20 protein-coding genes are annotated in these 23,493 nt (G+C 67.1%); 3 read left to right on the top strand and 17 right to left on the bottom strand.

Going from position 1 to position 23,493, the window contains the following annotated elements:
• Positions 1-118: 118 nt before the first annotated feature.
• From lpdA to mdh, 7 genes are all read right to left on the bottom strand, one after another.
• Positions 119-1,519, bottom strand: coding sequence for a dihydrolipoyl dehydrogenase (lpdA, locus tag MF607_RS16680; protein ID WP_242120875.1), 1,401 nt, complete (start codon positions 1,517-1,519; stop codon positions 119-121).
• A 16-nt stretch (positions 1,520-1,535) separates the two neighbouring features.
• Positions 1,536-2,027 (bottom strand): DUF1877 family protein, encoded by a 492-nt coding sequence (locus MF607_RS16675; RefSeq protein WP_242120872.1) that lies wholly within the window; start codon positions 2,025-2,027, stop codon positions 1,536-1,538.
• A gap of 23 nt (positions 2,028-2,050) precedes the next feature.
• Positions 2,051-3,307, bottom strand: a complete 1,257-nt coding sequence (odhB, locus tag MF607_RS16670; protein ID WP_242120869.1) for a 2-oxoglutarate dehydrogenase complex dihydrolipoyllysine-residue succinyltransferase — start codon at positions 3,305-3,307, stop codon at positions 2,051-2,053.
• 42 nt (positions 3,308-3,349) lie between these two features.
• Complete coding sequence (locus MF607_RS16665; protein WP_242120867.1) at positions 3,350-6,313, bottom strand: 2-oxoglutarate dehydrogenase E1 component; 2,964 nt, start codon at positions 6,311-6,313, stop codon at positions 3,350-3,352.
• A gap of 76 nt (positions 6,314-6,389) precedes the next feature.
• Positions 6,390-7,274 carry a succinate--CoA ligase subunit alpha gene (gene sucD, locus MF607_RS16660; RefSeq protein ID WP_055757657.1) on the bottom strand — a complete coding sequence of 295 codons (885 nt, stop codon included), beginning with the start codon at positions 7,272-7,274 and terminating at the stop codon, positions 6,390-6,392.
• The gene (locus tag MF607_RS16655) at positions 7,271-7,705 is read right to left on the bottom strand and encodes a hypothetical protein (RefSeq protein WP_242120865.1); all 435 of its coding nucleotides are present in this window, start codon (positions 7,703-7,705) and stop codon (positions 7,271-7,273) included. The genes sucD and MF607_RS16655 overlap by 4 nt, the downstream gene beginning before the upstream one ends.
• Before the next feature lie 65 nt (positions 7,706-7,770).
• Positions 7,771-8,733 (bottom strand): malate dehydrogenase, encoded by a 963-nt coding sequence (mdh, locus tag MF607_RS16650; protein ID WP_242120863.1) that lies wholly within the window; start codon positions 8,731-8,733, stop codon positions 7,771-7,773.
• A gap of 302 nt (positions 8,734-9,035) precedes the next feature.
• Here mdh and MF607_RS16645 point away from each other — a divergent pair, with 302 nt between their 5' ends.
• Both MF607_RS16645 and MF607_RS16640 read left to right on the top strand, forming a co-directional pair.
• Positions 9,036-9,317: an ETC complex I subunit gene (locus MF607_RS16645; protein WP_056001213.1), complete on the top strand. Its 282-nt coding sequence runs from the start codon at positions 9,036-9,038 to the stop codon at positions 9,315-9,317.
• A complete protein-coding gene (locus tag MF607_RS16640; protein WP_242120861.1) occupies positions 9,314-9,724 on the top strand; it encodes a DUF2147 domain-containing protein in 411 nt (136 codons plus the stop codon). Before MF607_RS16645 ends, MF607_RS16640 begins: the two co-directional genes overlap by 4 nt.
• 3 nt (positions 9,725-9,727) lie before the next feature.
• Here MF607_RS16640 and MF607_RS16635 read toward each other — a convergent pair whose 3' ends face one another.
• The 4 genes from MF607_RS16635 to MF607_RS16620 all read right to left on the bottom strand — a co-directional run bounded on the left by MF607_RS16635 (position 9,728) and on the right by MF607_RS16620 (position 14,291).
• Entirely contained in the window at positions 9,728-10,489 is a 762-nt protein-coding gene (locus tag MF607_RS16635) for an EAL domain-containing protein (protein ID WP_242120859.1), read from the bottom strand.
• A 241-nt stretch (positions 10,490-10,730) separates the two neighbouring features.
• Positions 10,731-12,374, bottom strand: a complete 1,644-nt coding sequence (groL, locus tag MF607_RS16630) for a chaperonin GroEL (RefSeq protein WP_242120857.1) — start codon at positions 12,372-12,374, stop codon at positions 10,731-10,733.
• A gap of 98 nt (positions 12,375-12,472) precedes the next feature.
• Positions 12,473-12,760: a co-chaperone GroES gene (groES, locus tag MF607_RS16625; protein WP_066692772.1), complete on the bottom strand. Its 288-nt coding sequence runs from the start codon at positions 12,758-12,760 to the stop codon at positions 12,473-12,475.
• A gap of 139 nt (positions 12,761-12,899) precedes the next feature.
• The gene (locus MF607_RS16620; protein WP_242120855.1) at positions 12,900-14,291 is read right to left on the bottom strand and encodes an MATE family efflux transporter; all 1,392 of its coding nucleotides are present in this window, start codon (positions 14,289-14,291) and stop codon (positions 12,900-12,902) included.
• A 656-nt stretch (positions 14,292-14,947) separates the two neighbouring features.
• On the opposite strand from MF607_RS16620, the gene MF607_RS16615 reads away from it, so the two are divergent.
• Positions 14,948-15,526: a TetR/AcrR family transcriptional regulator gene (locus MF607_RS16615; protein WP_242120854.1), complete on the top strand. Its 579-nt coding sequence runs from the start codon at positions 14,948-14,950 to the stop codon at positions 15,524-15,526.
• Here MF607_RS16615 and MF607_RS16610 read toward each other — a convergent pair.
• From MF607_RS16610 to MF607_RS16585, 6 genes are all read right to left on the bottom strand, one after another.
• Positions 15,504-16,919: an efflux transporter outer membrane subunit gene (locus tag MF607_RS16610; RefSeq protein ID WP_242120852.1), complete on the bottom strand. Its 1,416-nt coding sequence runs from the start codon at positions 16,917-16,919 to the stop codon at positions 15,504-15,506. The genes MF607_RS16615 and MF607_RS16610 overlap by 23 nt on opposite strands.
• Positions 16,919-18,475, bottom strand: a complete 1,557-nt coding sequence (locus MF607_RS16605) for an MDR family MFS transporter (RefSeq protein WP_242120850.1) — start codon at positions 18,473-18,475, stop codon at positions 16,919-16,921. Before MF607_RS16605 ends, MF607_RS16610 begins: the two co-directional genes overlap by 1 nt.
• A gap of 1 nt (position 18,476) precedes the next feature.
• The gene (locus MF607_RS16600; protein WP_242120849.1) at positions 18,477-19,613 is read right to left on the bottom strand and encodes an HlyD family secretion protein; all 1,137 of its coding nucleotides are present in this window, start codon (positions 19,611-19,613) and stop codon (positions 18,477-18,479) included.
• A gap of 98 nt (positions 19,614-19,711) precedes the next feature.
• Positions 19,712-20,464, bottom strand: a complete 753-nt coding sequence (locus MF607_RS16595) for a virulence factor (RefSeq protein ID WP_242120847.1) — start codon at positions 20,462-20,464, stop codon at positions 19,712-19,714.
• Positions 20,461-23,082 carry a bifunctional lysylphosphatidylglycerol flippase/synthetase MprF gene (gene mprF / locus MF607_RS16590; protein ID WP_242120845.1) on the bottom strand — a complete coding sequence of 874 codons (2,622 nt, stop codon included), beginning with the start codon at positions 23,080-23,082 and terminating at the stop codon, positions 20,461-20,463. The genes MF607_RS16595 and mprF overlap by 4 nt, the downstream gene beginning before the upstream one ends.
• Complete coding sequence (locus MF607_RS16585) at positions 23,075-23,488, bottom strand: DUF2147 domain-containing protein (RefSeq protein ID WP_242120843.1); 414 nt, start codon at positions 23,486-23,488, stop codon at positions 23,075-23,077. The genes mprF and MF607_RS16585 overlap by 8 nt, the downstream gene beginning before the upstream one ends.
• Between the last annotated feature and the right edge of the window lie 5 nt (positions 23,489-23,493).

Raw genomic sequence — 23,493 nt, 5'->3', positions numbered from 1 at the left:
CGGGCAGGCTAGGCGGGAAGTTTCTACAATTGCCTAACTACGACCGGTAAGGCGTAGACGCAAAAGGGCGGAGCATGTCGCCATGCCCCGCCCCCCAATGTCGCGTTCGCGGACCCGATCAGATGTGGATCGGCTTGCCCTGCACCGCCATCGCCGCTTCCTTGAGCGCCTCGGCATGGGTCGGGTGTGCGTGGCAGGTGTAGGCGATGTCTTCGCTGGTCGCGCCGAATTCCATCGCCTGCGCCGCCTGCGCGATCATCGTGCCGGCAAGGCTCGATACGATCCACACGCCGACGACGCGATCGGTCTTGGCATCGGCGATGACCTTCACGAAACCGTCGGTGTCGCGGTTGGTCTTTGCGCGGCTGTTGGCGGCGAACGGGAACTTGCCGACCTTGACCTCGCCCTTTTCCTTGGCGGCTTCTTCGGTAAGGCCGACGCCGGCGATTTCGGGCATGGTGTAGACCACGCTCGGGATCACGTCGTGGTTCACGATGCCGGTCTGGCCGGCGATGAACTCGGCGACGGCAACGCCCTCGTCCTCGGCCTTGTGCGCGAGCATCGGACCGTGGACTACGTCGCCGATCGCCCAGATGCCGTCGACCTTGGTGCGGAATTCGTCGTCGATATCGACCTGCCCGCGCTGGTTGACCGACAGGCCGGCCTTGTCGAGCGCGAGATGTTCGGTGTTGGCGCGGCGGCCGATCGACACCAGCACCGCATCGGCGGTCAGCGTCGTCGCCTCGCCACCGGCTGCAGGTTCGAGCGTCAGCGTGGCGGTGCCGCCATCGACCGACGCGCCGGTGACCTTGGTCGAGGTCTTGAGGTCCATGCCCTGCTTCTTGAACAGCTTGGCCGATTCCTTGCGGACCTCGCCGTCGAAGCCGGGCAGGATCTGGTCGGCATATTCGACCACGGTGACCTTGGCGCCCAGACGGCGCCACACGCTGCCGAGTTCGAGGCCGATCACGCCGCCGCCGATCACCACCAGATGCTCGGGCACCTTGGGCAGCGCCAGCGCACCCGTCGAATCGACGATGATCGCCGCGTCATTGTCGACCGGTACGCCCGGCAGCGGGGTGACCGACGAACCGGTGGCGATGACGATGTCGCGCGCGGTGACGGTGCGATCGCCGACCTTGACGCTATGGTCGTTCTCGAACGACGCATAGCCCTTCAGCCATTCGACCTTGTTCTTCTTGAACAGATATTCGATGCCGCCGGTCAGCTCGCCGACCGCCTTCTTCTTTTCGGCGTGCATCTGGTCGAGGTTGAGCGACGCGCCCTGGATCTCGACGCCGAACTTGGCGAGATGGCCGCCGGTCGCTTCCTCGTACAGTTCGGAGGCGTGCAGCAGCGCCTTCGACGGGATGCACCCGACGTTGAGGCAGGTGCCGCCCAGCGTCTCGCGGCCCTCGGCACAGGCGGTCTTCAGCCCCAGCTGCGCCGCGCGGATCGCCGCGACATAGCCGCCGGGGCCGGCACCGATCACGAGGACGTCGAAGTCATATTCAGCCATTGGTTTTCATCCCGTCCTAGTCGTTGTGGGCGATCACGCGGATCGCGCCGTCGCCGGTACGGCGGCATTGTGCCGCAAATTGTCGCAGGGCCGGTATCCCCTGCATCACATAATCGAGCGCGTCGGCACTGCCGAAACTGTCCGCCATATAGACATCGGCCTTCGCCATCGCACGGGGATCGAAACGGCCCGCCAGCTTGGCGTCATCGATCTTGTCGAGCGCGTCGGCGAACGCCTGCATCAGCGGCGGCGCGATCAGGCCGATCCCGCCCTCGCCATTCTCGTCGGCGCCCAGTTCGGGCAGCGCGGCGATGATGATGCCGAGCGTGTGGCCGATATCGTCGGCCGACCCGGTCAGCAGGTAATGGACCGCATGCCACGCTTCGCCAAGGTCGAGGAAGTCGAGATTCTCGACGCCTTCCTCGAACAGGAAGTCCTCGAACACCGATGGGTCGGCGACCAGCCGGTCGATGTCGGCATCGCCGGCCCGACGCAGATAGATCACCATGCCCATCGGTTTCGCGTTCGTCCTTAAAGGTCGATCAGCAGGCGGGTCGGATCCTCGATCGCGTTCTTCAGTGCGACGAGGAAGGTCACCGCTTCGCGACCGTCGATCAGGCGATGGTCATAGCTGAGCGCGAGATACATCATCGGGCGCACCACGACCTGTCCGTTGCGGACGACCGGGCGTTCCTCGATGCGGTGCAGGCCCAGCACCGCCGACTGCGGCGGGTTGATGATCGGGGTCGACATCAGCGACCCGAACACGCCGCCGTTCGAGATGGTGAAGGTACCGCCCTTCATCTCGTCCATCTTCAACGTGCCGTCCTTGGCGCGCTTGCCGAAGTCGCCGATCGTCTTTTCGACGCCCGCGACCGACAGCTTGTCGGCGTCGCGGATCACCGGGACGACCAGACCCTGCGGCGCGCTGACCGCGACCGAGATGTCGGCATAGTCGTGATAGACGATCTCGTCGCCCTGGATCTGCGCGTTGACCGCCGGAATGTCCTTCAGCGCCATCGTCGCGGCCTTCACGAAGAAGCCCATGAAGCCGAGGCGAACGCCATGCTTCTTCTCGAACAGGTCCTTGTACTTGGCGCGCGCCTCGATCACGGCCGTCATGTCGACGTCGTTGAAGGTGGTGAGCAGCGCTGCATTGTCCTGCGCTTCCTTCAGGCGGCGGGCGATCGTCTGACGCAGGCGCGTCATCTTCACCCGCTCCTCGGCACGCGCCGGGGCGGCACTGGCGGCCGGCGCAGTGGCGGCGGCGGGGGCGGCGGCCGGCGCGGCGGCTGCCGACTTGTCACCGGCGGCGGCGACCACGTCTTCCTTAGTGATGCGGCCGTCGCGACCGGTGCCCTTGACCTTCGCCGGATCGACGCCGTGTTCGAGGATCGCGCGACGCACCGACGGCGACAGCGCGGCGGCGTCGACATTGCTGTCGCCCGCAGCCGGAGCCTGCTGCGCAGCGGCCGGGGCAGGGGCGGCGGCAGGCGCGGCGGCGGCGGGTGCCGGAGCGGCTTCCGCCTTCGGAGCGGCGGCGGCGCCGTCGCCCGATTCGATCGTCGCGATCATCGCGCCGACCGATACGGTGTCGCCGGGCTGCACGGCGTGCTGCCCCATGACGCCCGCCACGGGTGCCGGCACCTCGACCGACACCTTGTCGGTTTCGAGGCTGGCGATCGGTTCGTCGGCGGCGACCGCCTCACCGGGCTTCTTCAACCATTCGCCCAGCGTCGCTTCGTTGATCGATTCGCCCAGCGTGGGGACCAGAACTTCGGTTGCCATCGGATCTTCCTCATCTCCCCCGTGTCGGGGGTAATAACACGGTTAGGATGCGGCCTTGCCGGTGGCGCGATCGCCCTCGGCCTGACGGGTGCGGCGGATTTCGTCGCGGACATTGTGGCCGAGCGCGTCGGCGACCAATGCGCCCTGTTCGGCCTGGTGCCGCTTCATCAGCCCGGTGGCGGGCGATGCCGCCGCCGCGCGACCGGCATAGCGGGCGCGTGCGACCGGGGCACCGGCCTCGGCCAGCGCTTCCTCGATCGCCGGTTCGACCAGGAACCACGAACCGTTGTTCTTCGGCTCTTCCTGTGCCCAGACCACGTCGGTCAGGTTGGGCAGGCGCTTCAGCCGCTCGACCAGCGCATCCGACGGGAACGGATAAATCTGTTCCACGCGGACGATCTGGATCTGCGTATCGCCCGCCGCGTCGCGCGCTTCGATCAGGTCGAACGCGACCTTGCCCGAACACAGTACCAGCCGGGTCGTGTTCGCATCGCTCGGTGCCGACGGATCGGACAGCAGCCGCTTGAAGTGGGTACCCGACAGGAAGTCCTCGGTCTTCGAGACCGCCAGCTTGTGCCGCAGCAGCGACTTGGGCGTCATGATGACCAACGGCTTGCGGAAGTTGCGATGCATCTGGCGACGCAGCAGGTGGAACAGGTTGGCCGGCGAAGTCACGTTGGCGACCTGCATATTGTCGCCCGCACACAGTTGCAGGAAGCGTTCGAGACGCGCCGAGCTATGCTCCGGTCCCTGACCTTCATAGCCGTGCGGCAGCATCATCACGAGGCCGTTGGCGCGCAGCCACTTGGCCTCGCCCGCCGCGATGAACTGATCGATCATGATCTGCGCACCGTTGGCGAAATCGCCGAACTGCGCTTCCCAGATGACCAGCGCCTTCGGATCGGCGAGCGCATAGCCATATTCGAAGCCGAGCACGCCATATTCCGACAGCGGGCTGTCGAGCACTTCGAAGCTGCCATGCTCGATATTGTTGAGCGGCACGTATTTATGCTCGTCGGTCTGGTCGACCCACACCGCGTGGCGCTGCGAGAAGGTGCCGCGACCCGAATCCTGACCCGACAGGCGGACGCCGAAGCCTTCCGACAGCAGCGAACCGAAGGCCAGCGCCTCGGCGGTCGCCCAGTCGAAGCCTTCGCCATTGGCGAACATGGCGCGCTTGGCGTCGAGAACGCGCGAGAGCGTCTTGTGGACCTGAATGCTGTCGGGGATCGTGGTCAGCGTGCGGCCGAGCGAGTCGAACAGCTTCTGTTCGATGCCGGTATCGACCGAGCGGCGCGATCCTTCGGCATCCATCGGCGCGTGCAGACCCGACCAGCGACCGGCGAACCAGTCGGCGCGGTTCGGCTTGTAGCTCTTGGCATTCTCGAATTCGCCTTCGAGGTGCTGCGTGAACTCGGCGGTCTTGGCGGCGACGAACGCGTCGTCGATCACGCCCTCTTCCTGCAACCGCTTGCCATAGATGTCGCTGACGCCGGGATGGCCCTTGATCTTCGCGTACATCAGCGGCTGGGTGAAGGACGGTTCGTCGCCCTCGTTATGGCCGAAGCGGCGATAGCACCACATGTCGATGACGATGTCGCGCTTGAACGCCTGACGGAACTCGATCGCCATCTTGGTGGCGAAGGTCACCGCCTCGGGATCGTCGCCGTTGACGTGGAAGATCGGCGCCTGCACGCCCTTCGCCACGTCCGACGGATAGGGCGAGCTACGCGCGAATTGCGGGCTGGTGGTGAAGCCGACCTGGTTGTTGATGATGAAGTGGACGCAGCCGCCGGTATTGTAGCCGCGGATGCCGGAGAAGCCGAGGCATTCCCACACGATCCCCTGGCCCGCGAACGCCGCGTCGCCATGGATCAGGACCGGGAGCACCTGTTCGTGCTTTTCGAGGTCGCCGCGGAAGGTCTGCTGTGCGCGCACCTTGCCGAGCACGACCGGGTTGACGGCTTCGAGATGGCTGGGGTTCGCGACCAGCGACATATGCACCGACACGTCGTCGAAGCTACGGTCGGTCGAGGTGCCAAGGTGATATTTCACGTCGCCCGACCCGCCGATATCGTCGGGGTTGGCGCTGCCGCCGGCGAATTCATGAAACAGGACGCGGAACGGCTTGGCCATCACGTTGGTCAGCACGTTCAGCCGACCGCGATGCGCCATGCCGTAGACGATCTCGCGCACGCCGAGCTGGCCGCCGTACTTGATGACCGCTTCGAGCGCGGGGATCATCGATTCACCGCCGTCGAGGCCGAAGCGCTTCGTGCCGACATATTTGCGACCGAGGAACTTCTCCCACTGTTCCGCCTCGATGACCTTGGCGAGGATCGCCCGCTTGCCCTCGGGGCTGAACTGGATCGCCTTGTCGCGGCCTTCCATCCGGTCCTGCAGGAACTTGCGCTCCTCCACGTCCGCGATGTGCATATATTCGAGGCCGACATTGCCGCAGTAATTGGCGCGCAGGATATCGACGATTTCGCGCACGGTCGCCCATTCGAGCCCGAGCGTACCGCCGAGATAGACCGGCGTGTCGATCTCGGCATCCGAGAAGCCGTGGTATTCGGTGCGCAGGTCTTCGGGCAGCTCGCGACGGGCGAGGCCGAGCGGATCGAGATTGGCGGCGAGGTGACCGCGCACGCGATAGGTGCGGATCAGGATCTGCGCGCGGATCGCGTCGCCCGCCGCCTTCGTCACGTCGACCTTCGGCGCAGCGGGGGCAGCGGCTGCCGGGGCGGGCTTGCCGCCCTTGGCGGGCTTGGGCGCCGGCTCCATCTGCGTCGGATCGAGCGCGGCGGTCAGCGCGTCGGTATCGGTCAGCGGCCAGCGTTTGTTCGCCCAGCTGGGGTGCTGCGTCGCGCCCTCCAGCCCTTCGAACCACTGACGCCAGCCGGCATCGACCGACGAGGGATCCTCGCGGTAGCGACCATAGAGCGTTTCCACGAATGCCGGGCTGACGCCGGCGGCGATATCGAAATCCTGGCCTTCGTAGCCCATGGTCACATCCTGTCCGCTTGTGCCCGGTTCAACCGGGCGGTGCCCCGTGCGTTTGGCGGCACGGGGCAGGTCACCTTCAACCGTTCAGCACTTCGAGCAGCGTCGAGCCCAGTTCGCTGGGGCTTGCCGCCACCTTGATGCCGGCGGCTTCCATCGCCGCGATCTTGCTTTCCGCATCGCCCTTGCCGCCCGACACGATCGCGCCGGCATGGCCCATGCGACGGCCCGGAGGGGCGGTGCGGCCCGCAATGAAGCCGGCCATCGGCTTCTTGCGGCCACGCTTGGCTTCGTCGATCAGGAACTGCGCAGCCTGTTCCTCGGCATCGCCGCCGATCTCGCCGATCATGATGATCGACTGGGTCTCGTCGTCGGCAAGGAACAGTTCGAGCACGTCGATGAAGTTGGTGCCGTTAACCGGATCACCGCCGATGCCGACGGCGGTCGTCTGGCCAAGGCCGGCGTTCGAGGTCTGGAACACCGCTTCATAGGTCAGCGTGCCCGAGCGCGAGACGACGCCGACGCTGCCCTTCTTGAAGATCGAACCCGGCATGATGCCGATCTTGCACTCGCCCGGCGTCAGCACGCCCGGGCAGTTCGGGCCGATCAGCCGCGACTTCGACCCCGACAGCGCGCGCTTGACCTTGACCATGTCCAGCACCGGAATGCCTTCGGTGATCGCGACGATCAGCGGGATCTCGGCGTCGATCGCCTCGAGGATCGAATCGGCGGCGAAGGGCGGCGGGACGTAGATGACCGAGGCGTCGGCGCCGGTCTTCGACTTGGCTTCGGCGACGGTGTTGTAGACCGGCAGGCCGAGATGCTCGCTGCCGCCCTTGCCCGGCGTCACGCCGCCGACCATCTGCGTGCCATATTCCAGCGCCGCCTTGGTATGGAAGCTGCCGGTTTCGCCGGTCATCCCCTGGGTGATGACCTTGGTGTTCTTGTTGACGAGGATGCTCATTGCGTTCTCCGAAATATATTGAGCCAGCTCGCCTTCGGCGTCGCGGGCGTATCCTCAAGCGATTTGAACTGATCGGCGACCTGACGCCATGCACCGCCGGAGGGAGGGCTGGGTTCGTCGCCGGGGAAATAGATTTCTCCGTTCCCCTCGTCTCCGCTCACGTCGAAGAAACCGACCCGATGCTCGACCGCCAGCCGGCGAACTGCTTCATAGGCTTCTTCGGCAACAGACCAGCGGAAATCGACGTAGATCACATGGGCGCCCATGCTATACCCGGTGATGTGCGGGTCATCGATCCGATCGTCCTCTACTTCCTGCATATCGGGCCATGCCGGAAGCATGGCCTGATGCCAGTGCCGCAAAGCCTCGGGCAGTGCTTCGACCGTTCCCTCGCCTTCGCCCCAATCCGTCTGCGCTTCGAACCACTGCATGAATGCAGCACGTCCTCTGGGAGCGACGCTAGGGTCGAATACGAGGAGGTCGTAGCTCACCGACCTTACGCCAACGTCTCGTCGATCCCCTTGCAGGCGACCAGCAGTTCCTTGACCGCGTCGACCGAGACCTGAAGGTTCGCCTTGGCTTCGTCGCCCAGCTTTACCTCGACGATCTTCTCGACGCCGCCGGCACCGATCACGACGGGCACGCCGACATACAGGTCGTCGACGCCATATTCGCCCGACAGATACGCCGCGCAGGGCAGGACACGCTTCTGGTCGTAGAGATAGGCTTCGGCCATCGCGATGCCGCTGGTGGCGGGCGCGTAGAAGGCCGATCCGGTCTTGAGCAGGCCGACGATCTCGCCGCCGCCGCCGCGGGTCCGCTTGACGATCGCGTCGACGCGTTCCTTGGTCGACATGCCCATCTCGATCAGGTCGGTGACCGGGATGCCCGAAACGGTCGAATATTCGAGGACCGGGACCATCGTGTCGCCATGGCCGCCCAGCACGAAGCTGTTGACGTCCTTGACCGACACCTTGAACTCGTCCGCGAGGAAGTGGCTGAAGCGCGCGCTGTCGAGCACGCCGGCCATGCCGACGACCTTGTTGTGCGGCAGGCCCGAAAATTCGCGCAGCGCCCACACCATCGCGTCGAGCGGGTTGGTGATGCAGATGACGAACGCGTCGGGGGCGTTGTTCTTGATGCCCTCACCGACGGCCTTCATCACCTTCAGGTTGATGCCGAGAAGGTCGTCGCGGCTCATGCCCGGCTTGCGGGCGACGCCGGCGGTGACGATGATGACGTCCGCACCCGCGATATCGGCATAGTCGTTGGTGCCGGTGATCGTGGCGTCGAAGCCTTCGACGGGGCCGCACTGCGACAGGTCGAGCGCCTTGCCCTGCGGCACGCCGTCGACGACGTCGAACAGAACGATGTCACCCAGCCCCTTGAGGGCAGCGAGGTGGGCGAGCGTGCCGCCGATGTTGCCAGCGCCGATCAGCGCGATCTTCTTGCGAGCCAAGACGTCTCTCTCCGTAGCAAGTCGGGCGCGGTCCTGCCGCGACGCGGGCGCTGTACGGCGTTTTGACGGGAGAAACAACCCTAAAGCGCGCCTTATAGATAATGGATCGCAAATGCAATAAGGCACGAATGCCGCGGAAATACGGGGTTCGGTACGAGTGTGCCCCTAAAACTTGCCACTAGCCCGGCCAATCGATGCGACAAAGCGCGATTCGGTGCGTTCCGATGTGCGACTCTGCTGGCAAGCGGCGCGGGCTTTGCTATGCAGACACGAAATTCCGATCGCTACTCAAGGTTTCGACGATGCCCAACGCCCGTATCTATCAATACCCCAAGAACGCGATGCAGTCGGGGCGTGCCAAGACGCAGATCTGGATGCTGGAATTCGAACCGGCCGAGCCGAAACAGGCCGATCCGCTGACCGGCTGGGCCGGATCGGGCGACACCCGCGAGCAGGTGAAGCTGCGCTTCCCGTCGCTCGACGCGGCGACCGACTATGCGAAGCGCGAAGGGATCGATTTCCACGTCGTGCCCGCGCCGGAGCGCAAGTTGAAGCTGCAAGCCTACGCCGACAACTTCAAATGATCCGCGTCTGCCTCGCCGCGACCGCCGTGCTGCTCGCCATGCCGGCGCTGGCGGCGGCGCCCGTCGCCGGGCGCTACGTCACCGAGGACGGGTCGGGCGTGATCGAGATCGGCCGCTGCGGCGCCACCATGTGCGGCAAGCTGGTCCGTATCCTGAAGGCCGAGCCGAACGCGCCGAAGACCGACGTGAACAACAGCGACCCGGCGCTGCGCTCGCGACCGATTCTGGGGATGCCGATCCTCACTGGTTTCAGCGATGCCGGGAAGGACTGGCGCGGGCGAATCTACGATCCGCGCAACGGCAAGACGTACAAGTCGATCGTCTCGCGCAATGGCGATGGCACGTTGAAAGTGCAGGGGTGTATCGCGTTCCTGTGCCAGACGCAGACGTGGAAGCCGGCGGCCTGACGATCAGGCGGCCCGGGCGATCCGGGGCAGGGTGATCGCGGGCAAGCAGCGCAGTCCCGGGCGGGCGAACAGATAGCCTTGCATGAAGCGAATGCCGATCGCGCGCAGCACGGCATATTCCTCGATCGTCTCGACCCCTTCGACGATGATCGCCATGCCGAGCGACGTGGCGATCCGCACCATCCCCTCGACGATCAGGCGGCGGGGCATGCTGACGTCGATGCCGCGGATCAGGTCCATGTCGAGCTTGAGCATATCGGTCTGGAACTGCGCCAGCAGCCCGAGCCCGGCATGACCAGCCCCGAAATCGTCGAGCGCGGTAGCGAAACCCATCCGGCGATAGGCGTCGACGATCGTCCGGACATGCCCAACATCGCCCATTTGTTCGTTCTCGGTGAATTCGAAGATCAATCGTTCGGTCGGCAGACCGCTCGCCCGCGCGCTGGCGAGGGTGACCTGGATGCAGGCGACGGGTGAGTATACCGCGTTGGGCAAAAAGTTTATCGACAGCCGAGCGTCGGTGTCGAGGATGCCGGCGGCGACCGCGCCCTCGATCGCGGCGACGCGACATTGCTGGTCGAACGCATAGCGATTTTCGCGGGTCACGCCCGACAGCACGGTCGCGGCGCCTTGTCCTTCGCTGCCACGGACCAGGGCTTCATAGGCGAAGGGCAGGCCGGTTTCGACGTCGACGATCGGCTGAAACGCCATCGCGATCGCGAAATCCTGTTGTCTCGTGCGGCAACCGTCGCAACCTGATGGCATTCGGAGTTCTCCCGTCTGACGCCGCTGTACGCGCAAGTCGCTAACGGGGTGTGAAGTATCTTCGTCAGCTTTTCGGATGAGGGGCGGACGCAGAAAGGCCGGGAAGGGTGGTCCCTTCCCGGCCTTTTTGTTCGGGTCTGGATCCGGCGACGGCAAAGCCGCCGCCCGTCGGTCGGCCCGATCGGGCCGCCGGCCGTTCCGATTTCGTGTCGGGTGCAGCGGTCGCTGCACCCGTCCGAAATCAGAAGTCCATGCCGCCCATGCCGCCCATGCCGCCGCCGGCGGGCATGGCCGGAGCCTTGTCCTCGGGCAGTTCCGAAACGGTCGCTTCGGTGGTGATGAGCAGGCCGGCGACCGAGGCCGCGTTCTGCAGCGCGGTGCGGACGACCTTGGTCGGGTCGATCACGCCGGCGGCGACGAGGTTCTCATACTGGTCGGTCGAGGCGTTGAAGCCGAACGACGTGTCGCTCTGGTCGAGCAGCTTGCCCGAGACAACCGCACCGTCATGGCCGGCATTCTGCGCGATCTGACGCACCAGCGCGGTCAGCGACTTGCGGACGATGTCGACGCCGCGCGTCTGGTCGTCGTTCACGCCGGTCACGCCTTCGAGCGCCTTGGTCGCGTACAGCAGCGCGGTGCCGCCGCCCGGGACGATGCCTTCTTCGACCGCTGCGCGGGTCGCGTGCAGCGCGTCGTCGACGCGGTCCTTGCGCTCCTTGACCTCGACCTCGGTCGCACCACCGACCTTGATGACCGCGACGCCACCGGCGAGCTTCGCCAGACGCTCCTGCAGCTTTTCACGGTCATAGTCCGACGAGGTGACTTCGATCTGCTGACGGATCGCGTCGGTGCGGCCCTTGATCGCATCGGCTTCACCGGCACCATCGACGATGGTGGTGTTGTCCTTGTCGATCGTGACGCGCTTGGCGGTGCCGAGCATGCCGAGAGTGACGGTCTCGAGCTTGATGCCGAGGTCCTCGCTGATGACTTCGCCCTTGGTCAGGATCGCGATGTCTTCGAGCATCGCCTTGCGACGATCGCCGAAGCCCGGTGCCTTGACCGCTGCGACCTTCAGGCCGCCGCGCAGCTTGTTGACGACGAGGGTCGCCAGCGCTTCGCCTTCGATGTCCTCGGCGATGATCAGCAGCGGACGACCCGACTGCACCACCGCTTCGAGGATCGGCAGCATCGCCTGCAGCGACGACAGCTTCTTCTCGTGGATCAGGATGTACGGGTCGTTGAGTTCGACCTGCATCTTTTCCGGGTTGGTGATGAAGTAGGGCGACAGATAGCCGCGGTCGAACTGCATGCCTTCGACGACGTCGAGTTCGAATTCGAGACCCTTGGCCTCCTCGACGGTGATGACGCCTTCCTTGCCGACCTTTTCCATGGCTTCGGCGATCTTTTCGCCGACTTCACGGTCGCCGTTCGCCGAGATGATGCCGACCTGCGCGACTTCCGACGAACCCGAGACGGGCTTCGAACGGCTCTTCACGTCCTCGACCACCTTGGTCACGGCGATGTCGATGCCGCGCTTCAGGTCCATCGGGTTCATGCCGGCGGCAACCGACTTCATGCCTTCGCGCACGATCGCCTGTGCCAGCACGGTGGCGGTGGTGGTGCCGTCGCCCGCGATGTCGTTGGTCTTCGAGGCCACTTCGCGCACCATCTGCGCGCCCATGTTCTCGAACTTGTCCTTCAGTTCGATTTCCTTGGCGACCGACACACCGTCCTTGGTGATGCGGGGCGCGCCGAACGACTTGTCGATGACGACGTTGCGGCCCTTCGGCCCCAGCGTGACCTTCACCGCGTCGGCGAGGATGTCGACGCCGCGCAGGATGCGTTCGCGGGCGTCACGACCGAATTTTACGTCCTTGGCTGCCATGGTGGCTACCCTTTCTTGGAGTTCGTCACTCCAGCGAAGGCTGGAGTCTTGCAGTTACAGGGAGACCCCGGCCTTCGCCGGGGTGACGAAAAATTAGGTCAGCCGACGATCCCCAGGATGTCGCTTTCCTTCATGATGAGCAGGTCTTCGCCGTTGACCTTGACCTCGGTGCCCGACCACTTGCCGAACAGGATGCGGTCGCCGGCCTTGACGTCGAGCGGAGCAACCTCGCCCTTGTCGTTCTTGGCACCGGCGCCGGCGGCGACGACTTCGCCTTCCTGCGGCTTTTCCTTGGCGGTGTCGGGGATGATGATCCCGCCGAGCGTCTTTTCCTCGGCTTCGACGCGGCGGACGAGCACGCGGTCGTGCAGCGGACGGAAGTTCATGCGCGATTCCCTTTAATTGGTAGTCCGAAACATGTCTTGGCACTCACCGTTCGGGAGTGCCAGCAGCCGGGATATGTGCAGCCGTTCATCGACCGTCAAGCACAGCGGGAACAATTTTGATGCTGGTACGTGGCGCCCGTCAGACGGGCCGAACCAGCCGGAGCCGATCGCGCCGCCGCCAGCGATCGACCAGCAGCAGCGCAACGGCGAGCAGCCCGAGCGCCAGTCCGATCCACACGCCGACGCCGGCAAGCCCGGTCCAGAAGCCGAGCACGACCGAGGCGGTGAAGCCGATCCCCCAATAGCCGATCAACGCGATCACCATCGGCACCCGCGTATCCTGTACCCCGCGCAGCACGCCCGCCGCCACCGCCTGTGCCCCGTCGGCAAGCTGGAAGATGGCGGCGATGGCGAGATATTGCAGTGCCAGCGCAACCATCGCGGCGTTGGCGGGGGCTTGCGGGTCGATATAGATCGACAGGAAGGCGCGCGGCGCGATCCACAGCAGGAGCGCGGTGAACCCCATGAAGCCGGTGCCGACCGCCAGCGCCGACCAGCCGGCGCGCCCGATCCAGATACGGTCGCCCGCACCATAGGCAAGGCCGACCCGGATCGTCGCCGCCTGGGCGATGCCGAACGGCACCTGGAACAGGAAGGCGGCGATCTGCAGCGCGATGGCGTGCGCCGCGACCTCGGTCACGCCGATCCGGCCCATCAGGAAGCCGGCGGCGGCGAACAGCGCCCCTTCGAAGGTCATCGTCGCCGCGATCGGCACGCCGAGCACGACGATCTGGCGCAGGCGTGCCCATTCGCCGCGCCACCAATTGCCGAACAGGCGGAAGCGCCGCAGCCGGCGGTCGGCCAGCAGGACGACGGCATAGGCGAGCATCATGGCGGTCGCGGTCGAGAGGCTGGCGATCGCCGACCCCTCCAGCCCCAGCGGTGGGAAGCCGAGATTGCCGAACACCAGCAACCAGTTGGCGAGGATCGAGACGACAAGGCCGAGCGCGGTGATCGCCATCGCCCAGCCGGCGCGCCCAAGTGCCGAGGCGGTGATCCGCATCACCGTGCCGGCCAGCGCCGGGATCATCGCCCAGAGCAGGATGTCGAGAAACGCGTCGGTGCGCACCGCGACGCGCGGATCCTGTCCGGCAAGCAGCAACAGGCTCTCGCCATGCGCCATCAGCGCCATGAACGGCACGCTACCCAGCACCGCGATCCATGCGCCCATGCGGAACGATCGCCGCACCTCGCGCACGGCATGGCGGCGGCGGCCGAGTTCGGCGGCGATGATCGGCGCGGCGGCACCGACCAGCCCCGACATGGCGAACAGGATGACGCTGTAGATATAGACACCGAGCGTGGCAGCGGCGAGTTCGACCGCGCCCAGTCGGGCGACGAACACCACGTCGACGGCATAGACCGCCATCTGCAACAGGTTCGCACCGACCAGCGGTGCCGCCAGCCGCAGCGTCGCGGCCAGTTCGGCGCGGGCGCTGGCAGGGGCGGCGGGGGCGGCGGCGTTGGTCATGGGGGCGGGGTTTAGGGCGGGATGGGGGTTTAGGGAACCGTTCGTGAAGTAGGCGGGCGGTCCTCCTCGTCCGCTCGAATTCGATCGCGGCCTCTGCGATAGTCACAACCATAGCCGAACCCAAATGGTCCCCCGGCGGAGGCCGGGGTCCAGTTGGGAAGGCTTTTCCATGAGTTACTGACGTCCCCCAACTAGGGCGGATCGACATTCAAGGGTCGCCACCCTTCCCTCTCCCCTGGGCAGGGGAGAGGGTTAGCGGAGCTTGCCAGCGTGCTGGCTAGCGCAGCTTGGGAGAGGGGGCGAGCGAGCCGAAGGCTCGCGCGCTCGCTTGTGCGAGCGCTTCACCCCTCACCCAGCTCCGACTAAGCCTTTGCTACGCAAAGGCCAAGTCTGCGCAACCCTCTCCCCTCTACGAGGGGCGAGGGGAGGAAGGGCTTATCTGAATGTCGATCCGGCCTAGGTCCCGGCCTCCGCCGGGGGACGATCCTGCGACTTTCGCGCGAGCCTGGGTTCTGACCTTGGGGTCACGGTTTCGGGACGAGCGCGACCTTACCATCGCGGGCCTAGCCCCGGCCCTTCCCTTGTCGGAGAAGGGAGCAAGCGCTGTCGCGCCATCCCCGATGACGCCGCACGCGAATGCCGGTAGGGCTTTCGTCATGACCGATCCCCTCCCACCGACCGGCCGCGCGCCGCGCCGCGATGCGCAGTTGCGGCGCGACGCGCTGATCGATGCGGCGGCGGCGTGTTTCGCCGAACAGGGCTATGGCGTGCCGCTGGAAACGATCGCTGCCGCCGCCGGGGTGGGGCGGGCGACGTTGTACCGCAATTTCGACGATCGCGAGGCGCTGGCGCTGGCGATCTTCTCGCGCGAGGTCGACCGGCTGGCGGCGATGCTCGACCCCGAAGCGCCGATCACGCAGACCGTGGCGACGATGGTGCGCGCGGGAAGGGGGGCGTTTTCGCTGTTCGCGCGGATTTCGGCCGAACTGCATCTCGACGATGCCAATCGCGCGGCGTTTCAGGCGCTGGGGGTGCGGATGGAGGCGATCCTTGCGCCCGCGCTCGACGCGGCGCAGCGGCGTGGCGAGGTGCGGGACGACGTCACCCCGCGCGATCTGGTACTGGCGCTGCGCATGGCCGGCAGTCTGGTGCTGCCGGTGATGTGCGACGAAGAGGTCGGCGTGCAGATCGAGACGGGGCTGCGGCTGCTGTTTACCGGGTTGCGGCCGCGCTGACCGGATCGGTCCAGCCCAGGCCCAGCGCCTTGTTCACCGCGATATAGCTTTGCGTCAGCCCGGCGCGCGCCTGCGCGACGGCGCTGGCGGCCGCGACCTGCTGGCGTTCGACGTCGAGCTGGTCGATCAATGTCGCGGTGCCGGCGGCGACGCGCTGGCGGTTGAGCGCGGCGGCGCGGGCGGCGGTCGCCTCGACCTGTACCAGCTGCCCCAGTTGCCGGCGGCGGTTGCCGAAGCGCGACAGGGCGGTTTCTGCATCCTGCAACGCGTCGAGCACGGTGCGGCGATAGGTTGCGTCGGCCTGATCGCGCTGCGCCTCCGACACGCGCGTCGCGGCCTTTGCGCGGCCGAAGTCGAGGAACGACCAGTTGAGCGAGGGCACGGCGAGCGCGGCGAGATTGCCGAGGTCGAAGATCTTTTCGGGCGAGGTGCCGCCCAGCCCCAACAACCCGAGGAAACGGATGCCGGGCAGTTCGCGCGCCTTGCTGACCCCGATCGCGGCGGTACCGGCGGCAAGCTGACGCTCGGCGGCGCGGATGTCGGGGCGGCGGGCGATCAGCGATGCGGGATCGCCGACCGCCACGCTTTGCGGGGGGAGCGGCACCGGGGCGGGCGGGGCGAGCGTCGCGTCGAGCGTGCCGGGGGTGCGGCCGGTGAGCACCGCCAGCTGGTTGAGATATTCGTCGCGCTGTGCGGCGAGCGGGATCGCCTCCGCCTGGGTATTCTCAAGCTGGGTCTGGAGCCGTTCGATGGCGAGTTTCGAGGCGGTGCCGGCGGCGAAACGCTGGCGGGTCAAGTCGAGCTGGCGCTGTTGCAGGCGGGTGTTGGTGTCGCTGAGCGCGATGCGGGCCTGTACGTCGCGGAGCGCGACATAGGCCTGCGCGACGGCGGCCGACAGCGATACCTGTGCGTCGGCAAGGTCCGCCTGCCGCGCGCCGGCGGTCGCCTGCGCCTGTTCGACCGTCCGGCGGCCGCCGCCAAACAGGTCGGCCTCCCACGATGCGTTGAGGCCGAGATTGTAGAAGCTGGCGCTGGTGCCGCCCGCCCCCGGTTCGATCGGGGGGAGTTCGGCGAAGATCGCGGTGCCGTTGGCGCTGGCGCTGGGAAGCTGGCCGGCGCGCTGTTGCCCGAGGCGCGCTTCGGCCTCGCGCAGGCGGGCGGTGGCGAGGTCGATGCTCGGGCTATGGGTCAGCGCGTCATCCACAAGGCGGGTGAGCAGCGGGTCGTTCAGCCCGTCCCACCAGCGGGCGAGGCCGGGCGTGGGGGTGAGTGCCGCATCGGTCGCGCGGACGAAGCGGGTCGCGTCCGACGCGGTCGCGGGCGGGCCGGCATAGTCCGGGCCGACGGTGCAGGCACCGAGCAGCAACAGGGCGAGCAGGGGGAAAGATCGCATTAGTGCACCATTGCCGGTTCGGCGCCCGTAGGCAGCGGTCGGAGGAACAGGACCAGCGGCAGCACGGCGAAGGCGCCTACGCCCATGATCCAGAAGATGTCGTTGTAGGTCATGGTCAGCGCCTGCTGCGCGATCTGTTGCGACAGGAGGCGCAGGCCCGCGCCCGGATCGCCGACCGACTGGCCGAGGCCTTGCACATAAGCCTGCACCGACGGGCTGTTGGCGTTCAGGCTTTCCTCGATCCGGCGCGAGTGGAAATACATGCGCTGGTCCTGCAGGATCGAGATGCCGGCGAGCGCGAAGCTGCCGCCCAAATTGCGCATCGCGTTGAACAGGCCCGACGCATCGCCGGCCTCCTCGGGCGGGACCGAGCGGACGCAGGCCTGGCTGAGGAACAGCATCGCCAGTATCTGCCCGACGCCGCGCAGCAATTGCGACACGGTGAAGTCGGGGCCGGAGGATTGCGCGGTCAGGTTCGCGTCGAGCAGCGCGGCGCTGCCCATGATGAGCAGCCCGGCCGACACCGCGATGCGGATATCGATCCGTTTGAGCAGGATCGGGACCATCGTCATCAGGATCAGGCTGGGGATGCCCGACAGCAGCACGACCTTGCCCGCCTGCAACGCGTTGTAATCGGCGAGCGCGGCGAGGAATTGCGGGATGGCGTAGCTGGTGCCGTAGAGGACGATGCCGAGCACCACCCCCATCAGCGCGACCGAACCGAATTGCCGGTCGAGCAGCAGTTTCAGCTTGATGATCGGGCGCTGCGCCGTCGCCTGCCCATAGAAGAGCAAGCCGAAGCCGGTCGCGCTGACGAACGCCATCCAGCGGATCAGGTCGGAATCGAACCATTGTTCGCGCTGCCCGTCCTCCAGCAATACGGTCAGGCCGCCCAGACCCAGCGCCAGACCGGCAATGCCGAACCAGTCGGCCTCGCGGAACAGTTCCAGCTTCGCCTTTTCGTGGCGGAGGCCGACGAGGAGCAGCGTGACGAGGATCGCGCAGATCGGCACGTTGAGGAAGAAGGCATAGTGCCAGCTGATATTCTCGGTCAGCCAGCCGCCGACGAGCGGCCCGAGCACCGGTCCGAGGATCGCGGTCACGCCGAACACGGCGATGCCGATCGGCTGCTGCGATCGCGGCAGGCGCTGGGCGATGATCGTCTGCGCAGTCGGAATCATCGCGCCGCCGGTGAACCCCTGTCCCACGCGACCGATGATCATCATCGGCAGGGTAGCGGCGATGCCGCAGACGACCGAGAAGATCGTGAACAGCCCGGCGGCGATCAGCAGGAAGGTGCGCAGCCCCAGCATCCGCTGCAACCAGCCGGCCATGGGGATGATGACGATTTCGGCGACCAGATAGGCGGTGGCGATCCACGTCCCCTCGGTCCCGCTGGCGCCGATTTCGCCCTGAATGGTCGGCAGCGCCGAATTGACGATCGAGATATCGAGCGTCGCCATCAGCGCGCCGAGATTGCCCGCGATCACCGCCAGCCACGCGCTCAGGTCGGCGCGCTGCGGCGGGGCGGCGGCGGTCATCGCCGCGCTGGCCATGTCAGCGGCCCGCCTGCTCGCGGAGTTGCTCGATCTCTTGCCTGGCCGATTTGGTGTCGACGGTGACGGTTACCGACAGGCCGGGCACCAGCAGGCGGCGGGCGGCGGGCGTCGCCTCGATCGAGATGCGGACCGGCACGCGCTGCGTGATCTTGGTGAAGTTGCCGGTCGCGTTCTGCGGCGGCAGCAGCGAGAATTGCGCACCGGTGCCCGGCGCAATGCTTTCGACACGGCCCTTCACGGCCACATCGTCGAGCGCATCGACATGGATCTCGACCGGCTGGCCCGGCCGCATCAGCGCGAGCTGCGTTTCCTTGAAATTGGCGGTGATGTAGAGGCGGTCGAGTGGCACGATCGACATCAGGCGGGTGCCGGCCTGGACATATTGGCCGATCGTCACCGTCTTGTCGCCGACCCGCCCGCCGATCGGCGCGGTCAGCTGCGTCGCGCCGACATCGACGCTGGCGGCGGCGAGCTGGGCGCGCGCGGCCTGCCCCTGTGCACGACCCTGTGCGACCTGGGCGTCGAGCGAGCCGACGCGGCGCTGTTGCGCGGCGACGGCGGCTTGCGCCGCGCGGACATTGTCGGCCGACTGGCGCGCAGTGACTTCGAGTTGCGCGAGGGTCTGGCGGGTTTCGGCGCCCGACGCGGCGAGCGGACGATAGCGCGCGACCTCGGCGGCGTCATAGGCGGCCTTGCTGCGCGCGGCGGCGAGTTGCGCCTGTGCCTGTTCGATCGCGGCATATTGTTCGGCGATCTGGGCGCGGGCAGTATCGGCCTGTGCGCCGGCGACGGCGATCTGCGCCTCGGCCTGTGCCGCCTGCGCCCGGGCGTCGCGCGGGTCGATGCGGACCAACGGCTGGCCCGGACGGACATCCTGATTTTCGGCGACCAGCACCTCTGCGACATAGCCCGACACGCGCGGCGCGATCGTGACCATATCGGCCTGCACGGTCGCGTCGTTGGTCTCCTCCAGAAATTTGCCGTGGTTCTGGTAATCTACGTACCACCAGATGCCGCCGACCAATGTGACGACGAGCAGGAGGAGCAGGATGAGCTTCGCCCGGCCGTTCTTGCGGGTCGGGGCGGGTTCGTCCTGCACAAGGGCAGGCGCTTCACTGGGCTGCTGGTCGGTCATGCGTCGTCGTTCCGAAGAGTCGCGGAACGCCGCTTGGCCCGCTGCGGTGCACAATAAGCGGACAAAGTGTCCGGTTCAAGGGTGGCGCGGCAAATTCTTCACGTCAGGATCGATGGATCGGCGGTGCGCAGCGTGGCGAGGATGGTCGCGATCAGCAGCTGGTCGTCGTTGCGCAGAAAATGGCCGCCGGGCAGGCCGACAACCTGCGCGCCGCTGCCACGTAGGGTCGGGCACAGGCTTTCGGTTTCCTGCCGGCCATAGATGCAGATGACCGGCGCCCAATGCAGCGCGCGCATCCCTGCTTCGGGACGGGCGTCGGGGGTGCCGTGATAGAGGATGCCGGTCGGGTCGGAGCGGAAGAACACCGTCTGCGCCGGCACGACGACGTTGATCGCCGCGACCTTCGCCCGCAGGTCGACGGGCAGGTCGGGGGCGATCGCCGAGACGATATCGGCGCCGAACGACTGGCCCATCAGGATCACCCGGCGCGCGCCGGTCTGCGCCAGCGCGGTACGGATCGCGCCGGTCACGATCGCATCGGCCTGTGCCCGGCTGCGCGTCGTGCCGAAATTGACCGGCGAGCTGACCCCGATCACCGGAATGCCGTGCGCGGCGAGCGCGGGAACGACCTTGCTGCCCATGCCGAAGCGCAGCCCCATGTCGCCCGAGAAATAGACCGCGACGACGTCTGGATGCTTGCGCCCCTGAAAGAAGCGGATCGACTGGGTATCGATCAGGTGAAGGGCGGGCGCGGCGAGGGCGAGCAGCATCAGCAGCCCGGCAAGCAGCGCGCCGATGCCGATCCGGCGGCGCAGGCGGTGGCGGCGGCGGGCGCGGGGCGACAGGGTCATGGATGGACTTTCGCTTCGTCCGTGGGGGCGGCGGACGCGGGGGCGGGGGGCAGATATTGGGCGGGCTGCGGCCGGCCGATCAGGCGGGACAGGTCGCGCAACCCCTGCAACAGGCCGATGCCGCCGGGGCCGGCGATGTAGCGCGGCTCCCAGCCGGGGGCGAACTTCTCCTTGTAGGTCCGCAGACCCCGGAAGCCGTAGAAACGCTCGCCATGGCGGAAGATGAATGCCGCCGCCTTGGCCCAGGCGGGGGCGAGGCGGCGATCCTCGATCCCCGACAGCGGCGCCATGCCGAGCGAGAAGCGGGCATAGTCCTGTGCCTGCGCCCACAGCATCAGGTTGACGAGCAGGAAATCCATCGTTCCCGGCGGGGCGTCGCTGCGATGGCGCATCAGGTCGACCGAGGCTTCGTTCTTCGACGCGGTCAGCCACAGATTAGCGAAGGCGACGATGCGGTCGTCGATCGTCACCACCGCCACGTCGAAATGGCTGAGATAGGCGCGATCGAAATGGCCGAGGCTGAAGCCCTTTTCGCGCTGCGCCTTGGCCATCAACCATTCGTCGGACACGCTTTCGAGCTCGTCGATGATGGTGCCGAGTTCGGTGGCGGCGACGATGTGCAGCGTCGCGCCCTTGCGTGCGACGGCGCGTTCGGACTTGCGCAGCGCGCGCAGCCGGGGCGTGTCGAGGGTGAAGCGGGTCAGGTCGACCACCGCATCCTCGCCATATTTGACGATGTTCAGCCCCATGCCGATCGCGATGTCGAGGACGGGGGAAGAGACTTCGTAGAGCAGCAGCCGCCCCTGTTCGCGGTCGGCGAGATCGCGCAGGTTCCACAGCAATTCGCCCCATGCCTCACGCGGGCCGACCGGATCGCCCATCACGATCCAGCTGGCGCCGTACAGCTGATACATGACGAAGGCGTCGCCCGCCTGCGACAGCAGGAAGCGTTTGTCGCCGGTCAGCGCGAGCATCGCATCGGTGCGGTTGGCGGCGTTCAGGATGCGGCGGACGCTGGCGGCGTCGATGGCGGAGGGCGCGGCACGCAGCGGGGCGGCGGTCGGTGCCATCAGCCGCCAGATACAGGCCCCGCCCAGCATGACGATCACCCCCAGCGACGCACGCAGGAAGCGGGGCGCATCGCTGTGCAGCGCGAATTTCCACCACAGATTTTTGGAATAGGGCACGTGGCGATAGGCGAAGAAGCCCGCCCAGATGGTCAGCGCGATGACCGCCGCGACCGACGCGATCCAGCCGGGGCCGATCGGCTGGCTGGTCAGCGTCGTGCGGCGGTAGAAGGCGCTGCGCGTCCATTGCAACAACGCGGCGACGGTCAGGCAGATCGTCGCTTCCTCATAATCCAGCCCCTTGCCGATCGAGAAGAACGCACCGACGATCAGCAATCCACGGGCGGCGACGAACGCCCCGTCGAGCCGGCGATACAGGGCCGGGGCCAGCAGCAACAGGCCGGTGCCGGTCAGGCTGGCGGCGATGCTGCTCGCCTCGATCATCGGCAGCGGCAGGATCGCGGCGAGGTCGCCCATGCGCGCACGGACCGAGGGGAGCGATCCCGACAGCAGCAGCATCGCGCCGGTGGTGAAGGTCGCGGCGCTCAAGGCGAGCGGGGCGACGCCGGTGGCGACCGCGCGCACGCCCGACAGGAAACGGACCGAGCGCCGCCGCTGCCGTGCGCCCTCATGCCATGCCAGCACGAGGATGCCGAGCGCGAGCGGCAACAGGTAATAGAGCACGCGATAGGCGATCAGCGCCGCGAACAGCGTCGCGCGACCGGCGGGGACGACCGCCAGCACCACCGCCTCGAACACGCCGATGCCGCCCGGGACATGGGTGACAACCGCCGCGACGATGCCGAGCGCATAGGCGAGGATGAAGGCGGGGAGCAGCGCCGGGGTCGCGCCGGGGATCAGCACGAACAGCGCGGCGCTGGCGAAGCTGATGTCGATCAGCGCAATGGCGATCTGTAAAAACAGTTGCGTCGGCGTCGGCAGGGGGAGGGTGAAGCCGAACAGGCGGATCGGGCTGCGGACCAGTGCGCAGGCGGCGAGCGAGGCGATGGCGAGGATGGCGATCGTCCAGCCGGCGAGCGCGACCTGCATGGCGCTCAGCTTCAGTCCGACCAGATCGAGCGGGCCGTGGTGGAGCAGCAGCGCCGCGCCGGTGACGCTGACGACCCCGGCCCAGAAGGTGCCGCTGGCGATCGCGACGACGCGCGCGACATCGGGGCCGTCGAGCCCGGCGGCGGTATAGATGCGGTAGCGCGCCGACCCGCCGGTCAGCAGCGCGAGGCCGAGATTGTGGCTGAGCGTATAGCTGGTGAAGGAGGCGAGCGCGGCGGTGCGCCATGGCAGCGGGCGGCCGATGACGCGCAGGGCGAGCAGGTCGTAAAAGGTCAGCGCCAGATAGCTGCCCGCCGTCGCCAGCAACGCCAGCACGATCCGGTGCGGCGACAGCGCGTGCATCGCCGCGCGGACATCGGCGAAGCGCACCTCCTGCGTCAGATGTTCGAGCGCGGCGAAACCGAGCCCGATCAGCGCGAGGACGATCAGGACGCCGAGGGGGGTGCGATAGCGTTCGATCCAGCGGCGCAGCTCAGCCATGCGGCACCTGGGCGATGCGGGTCCAGCGCTGGGTCCGGCACAGCATGTCGCCGATCAGGCAGCCGCGGATCTGCAGGCTGTCGGCGGAGGGAAGTTCGATCCGCGACGAAAAGCGCCGGCTCATATCGGGGACGAACACCGTGCCCGCCCATGCGCCGTTGCCGGTGGCGGCATAATCTTCGAGCAGTTCGGTGCCGATCAGCCGGTCGGTACCGCCGGCGCGGGCATCGGCCTGGGCGGTGGGACTGGCCCAGACGACCCAGCCGCACAGCCGGCTGCCACAGGCGGCGGTGCGCACCGCCACGTCATGGTGCGGGCTGATCCACAGCCCGGCCGGGGCGGTCGCCTCCGCCGCCGCTGCCGGCACGGCGAGTGTCGCCGCCAGTATCGCCAACCATGTGCGCATCGCCC

The sequence above is a fragment of the Sphingomonas lacusdianchii genome (assembly GCF_022664395.1).
GTDB classification, from domain to species: Bacteria; Pseudomonadota; Alphaproteobacteria; order Sphingomonadales; family Sphingomonadaceae; genus Sphingomonas; species Sphingomonas lacusdianchii.
This window is presented reverse-complemented; position numbering and strand designations above follow the sequence as displayed.

What these genes read in the sequence shown, in the direction of transcription:
- lpdA (WP_242120875.1), bottom strand. Translation starts at nt 1,519, where the DNA reads ATGGCTGAATATGACTTCGACGTCCTCGTGATCGGTGCCGGCCCCGGC.
- MF607_RS16675 (WP_242120872.1), bottom strand. Translation starts at nt 2,027, where the DNA reads ATGGTGATCTATCTGCGTCGGGCCGGCGATGCCGACATCGACCGGCTG.
- odhB (WP_242120869.1), bottom strand. Translation starts at nt 3,307, where the DNA reads ATGGCAACCGAAGTTCTGGTCCCCACGCTGGGCGAATCGATCAACGAA.
- MF607_RS16665 (WP_242120867.1), bottom strand. Translation starts at nt 6,313, where the DNA reads ATGGGCTACGAAGGCCAGGATTTCGATATCGCCGCCGGCGTCAGCCCG.
- sucD (WP_055757657.1), bottom strand. Translation starts at nt 7,274, where the DNA reads ATGAGCATCCTCGTCAACAAGAACACCAAGGTCATCACCCAGGGGATG.
- MF607_RS16655 (WP_242120865.1), bottom strand. Translation starts at nt 7,705, where the DNA reads ATGCAGTGGTTCGAAGCGCAGACGGATTGGGGCGAAGGCGAGGGAACG.
- MF607_RS16645 (WP_056001213.1), top strand. Translation starts at nt 9,036, where the DNA reads ATGCCCAACGCCCGTATCTATCAATACCCCAAGAACGCGATGCAGTCG.
- MF607_RS16640 (WP_242120861.1), top strand. Translation starts at nt 9,314, where the DNA reads ATGATCCGCGTCTGCCTCGCCGCGACCGCCGTGCTGCTCGCCATGCCG.
- MF607_RS16635 (WP_242120859.1), bottom strand. Translation starts at nt 10,489, where the DNA reads ATGCCATCAGGTTGCGACGGTTGCCGCACGAGACAACAGGATTTCGCG.
- groL (WP_242120857.1), bottom strand. Translation starts at nt 12,374, where the DNA reads ATGGCAGCCAAGGACGTAAAATTCGGTCGTGACGCCCGCGAACGCATC.
- groES (WP_066692772.1), bottom strand. Translation starts at nt 12,760, where the DNA reads ATGAACTTCCGTCCGCTGCACGACCGCGTGCTCGTCCGCCGCGTCGAA.
- MF607_RS16620 (WP_242120855.1), bottom strand. Translation starts at nt 14,291, where the DNA reads ATGACCAACGCCGCCGCCCCCGCCGCCCCTGCCAGCGCCCGCGCCGAA.
- MF607_RS16615 (WP_242120854.1), top strand. Translation starts at nt 14,948, where the DNA reads ATGACCGATCCCCTCCCACCGACCGGCCGCGCGCCGCGCCGCGATGCG.
- MF607_RS16610 (WP_242120852.1), bottom strand. Translation starts at nt 16,919, where the DNA reads ATGCGATCTTTCCCCCTGCTCGCCCTGTTGCTGCTCGGTGCCTGCACC.
- MF607_RS16605 (WP_242120850.1), bottom strand. Translation starts at nt 18,475, where the DNA reads ATGGCCAGCGCGGCGATGACCGCCGCCGCCCCGCCGCAGCGCGCCGAC.
- MF607_RS16600 (WP_242120849.1), bottom strand. Translation starts at nt 19,613, where the DNA reads ATGACCGACCAGCAGCCCAGTGAAGCGCCTGCCCTTGTGCAGGACGAA.
- MF607_RS16595 (WP_242120847.1), bottom strand. Translation starts at nt 20,464, where the DNA reads ATGACCCTGTCGCCCCGCGCCCGCCGCCGCCACCGCCTGCGCCGCCGG.
- mprF (WP_242120845.1), bottom strand. Translation starts at nt 23,082, where the DNA reads ATGGCTGAGCTGCGCCGCTGGATCGAACGCTATCGCACCCCCCTCGGC.
- MF607_RS16585 (WP_242120843.1), bottom strand. Translation starts at nt 23,488, where the DNA reads ATGCGCACATGGTTGGCGATACTGGCGGCGACACTCGCCGTGCCGGCA.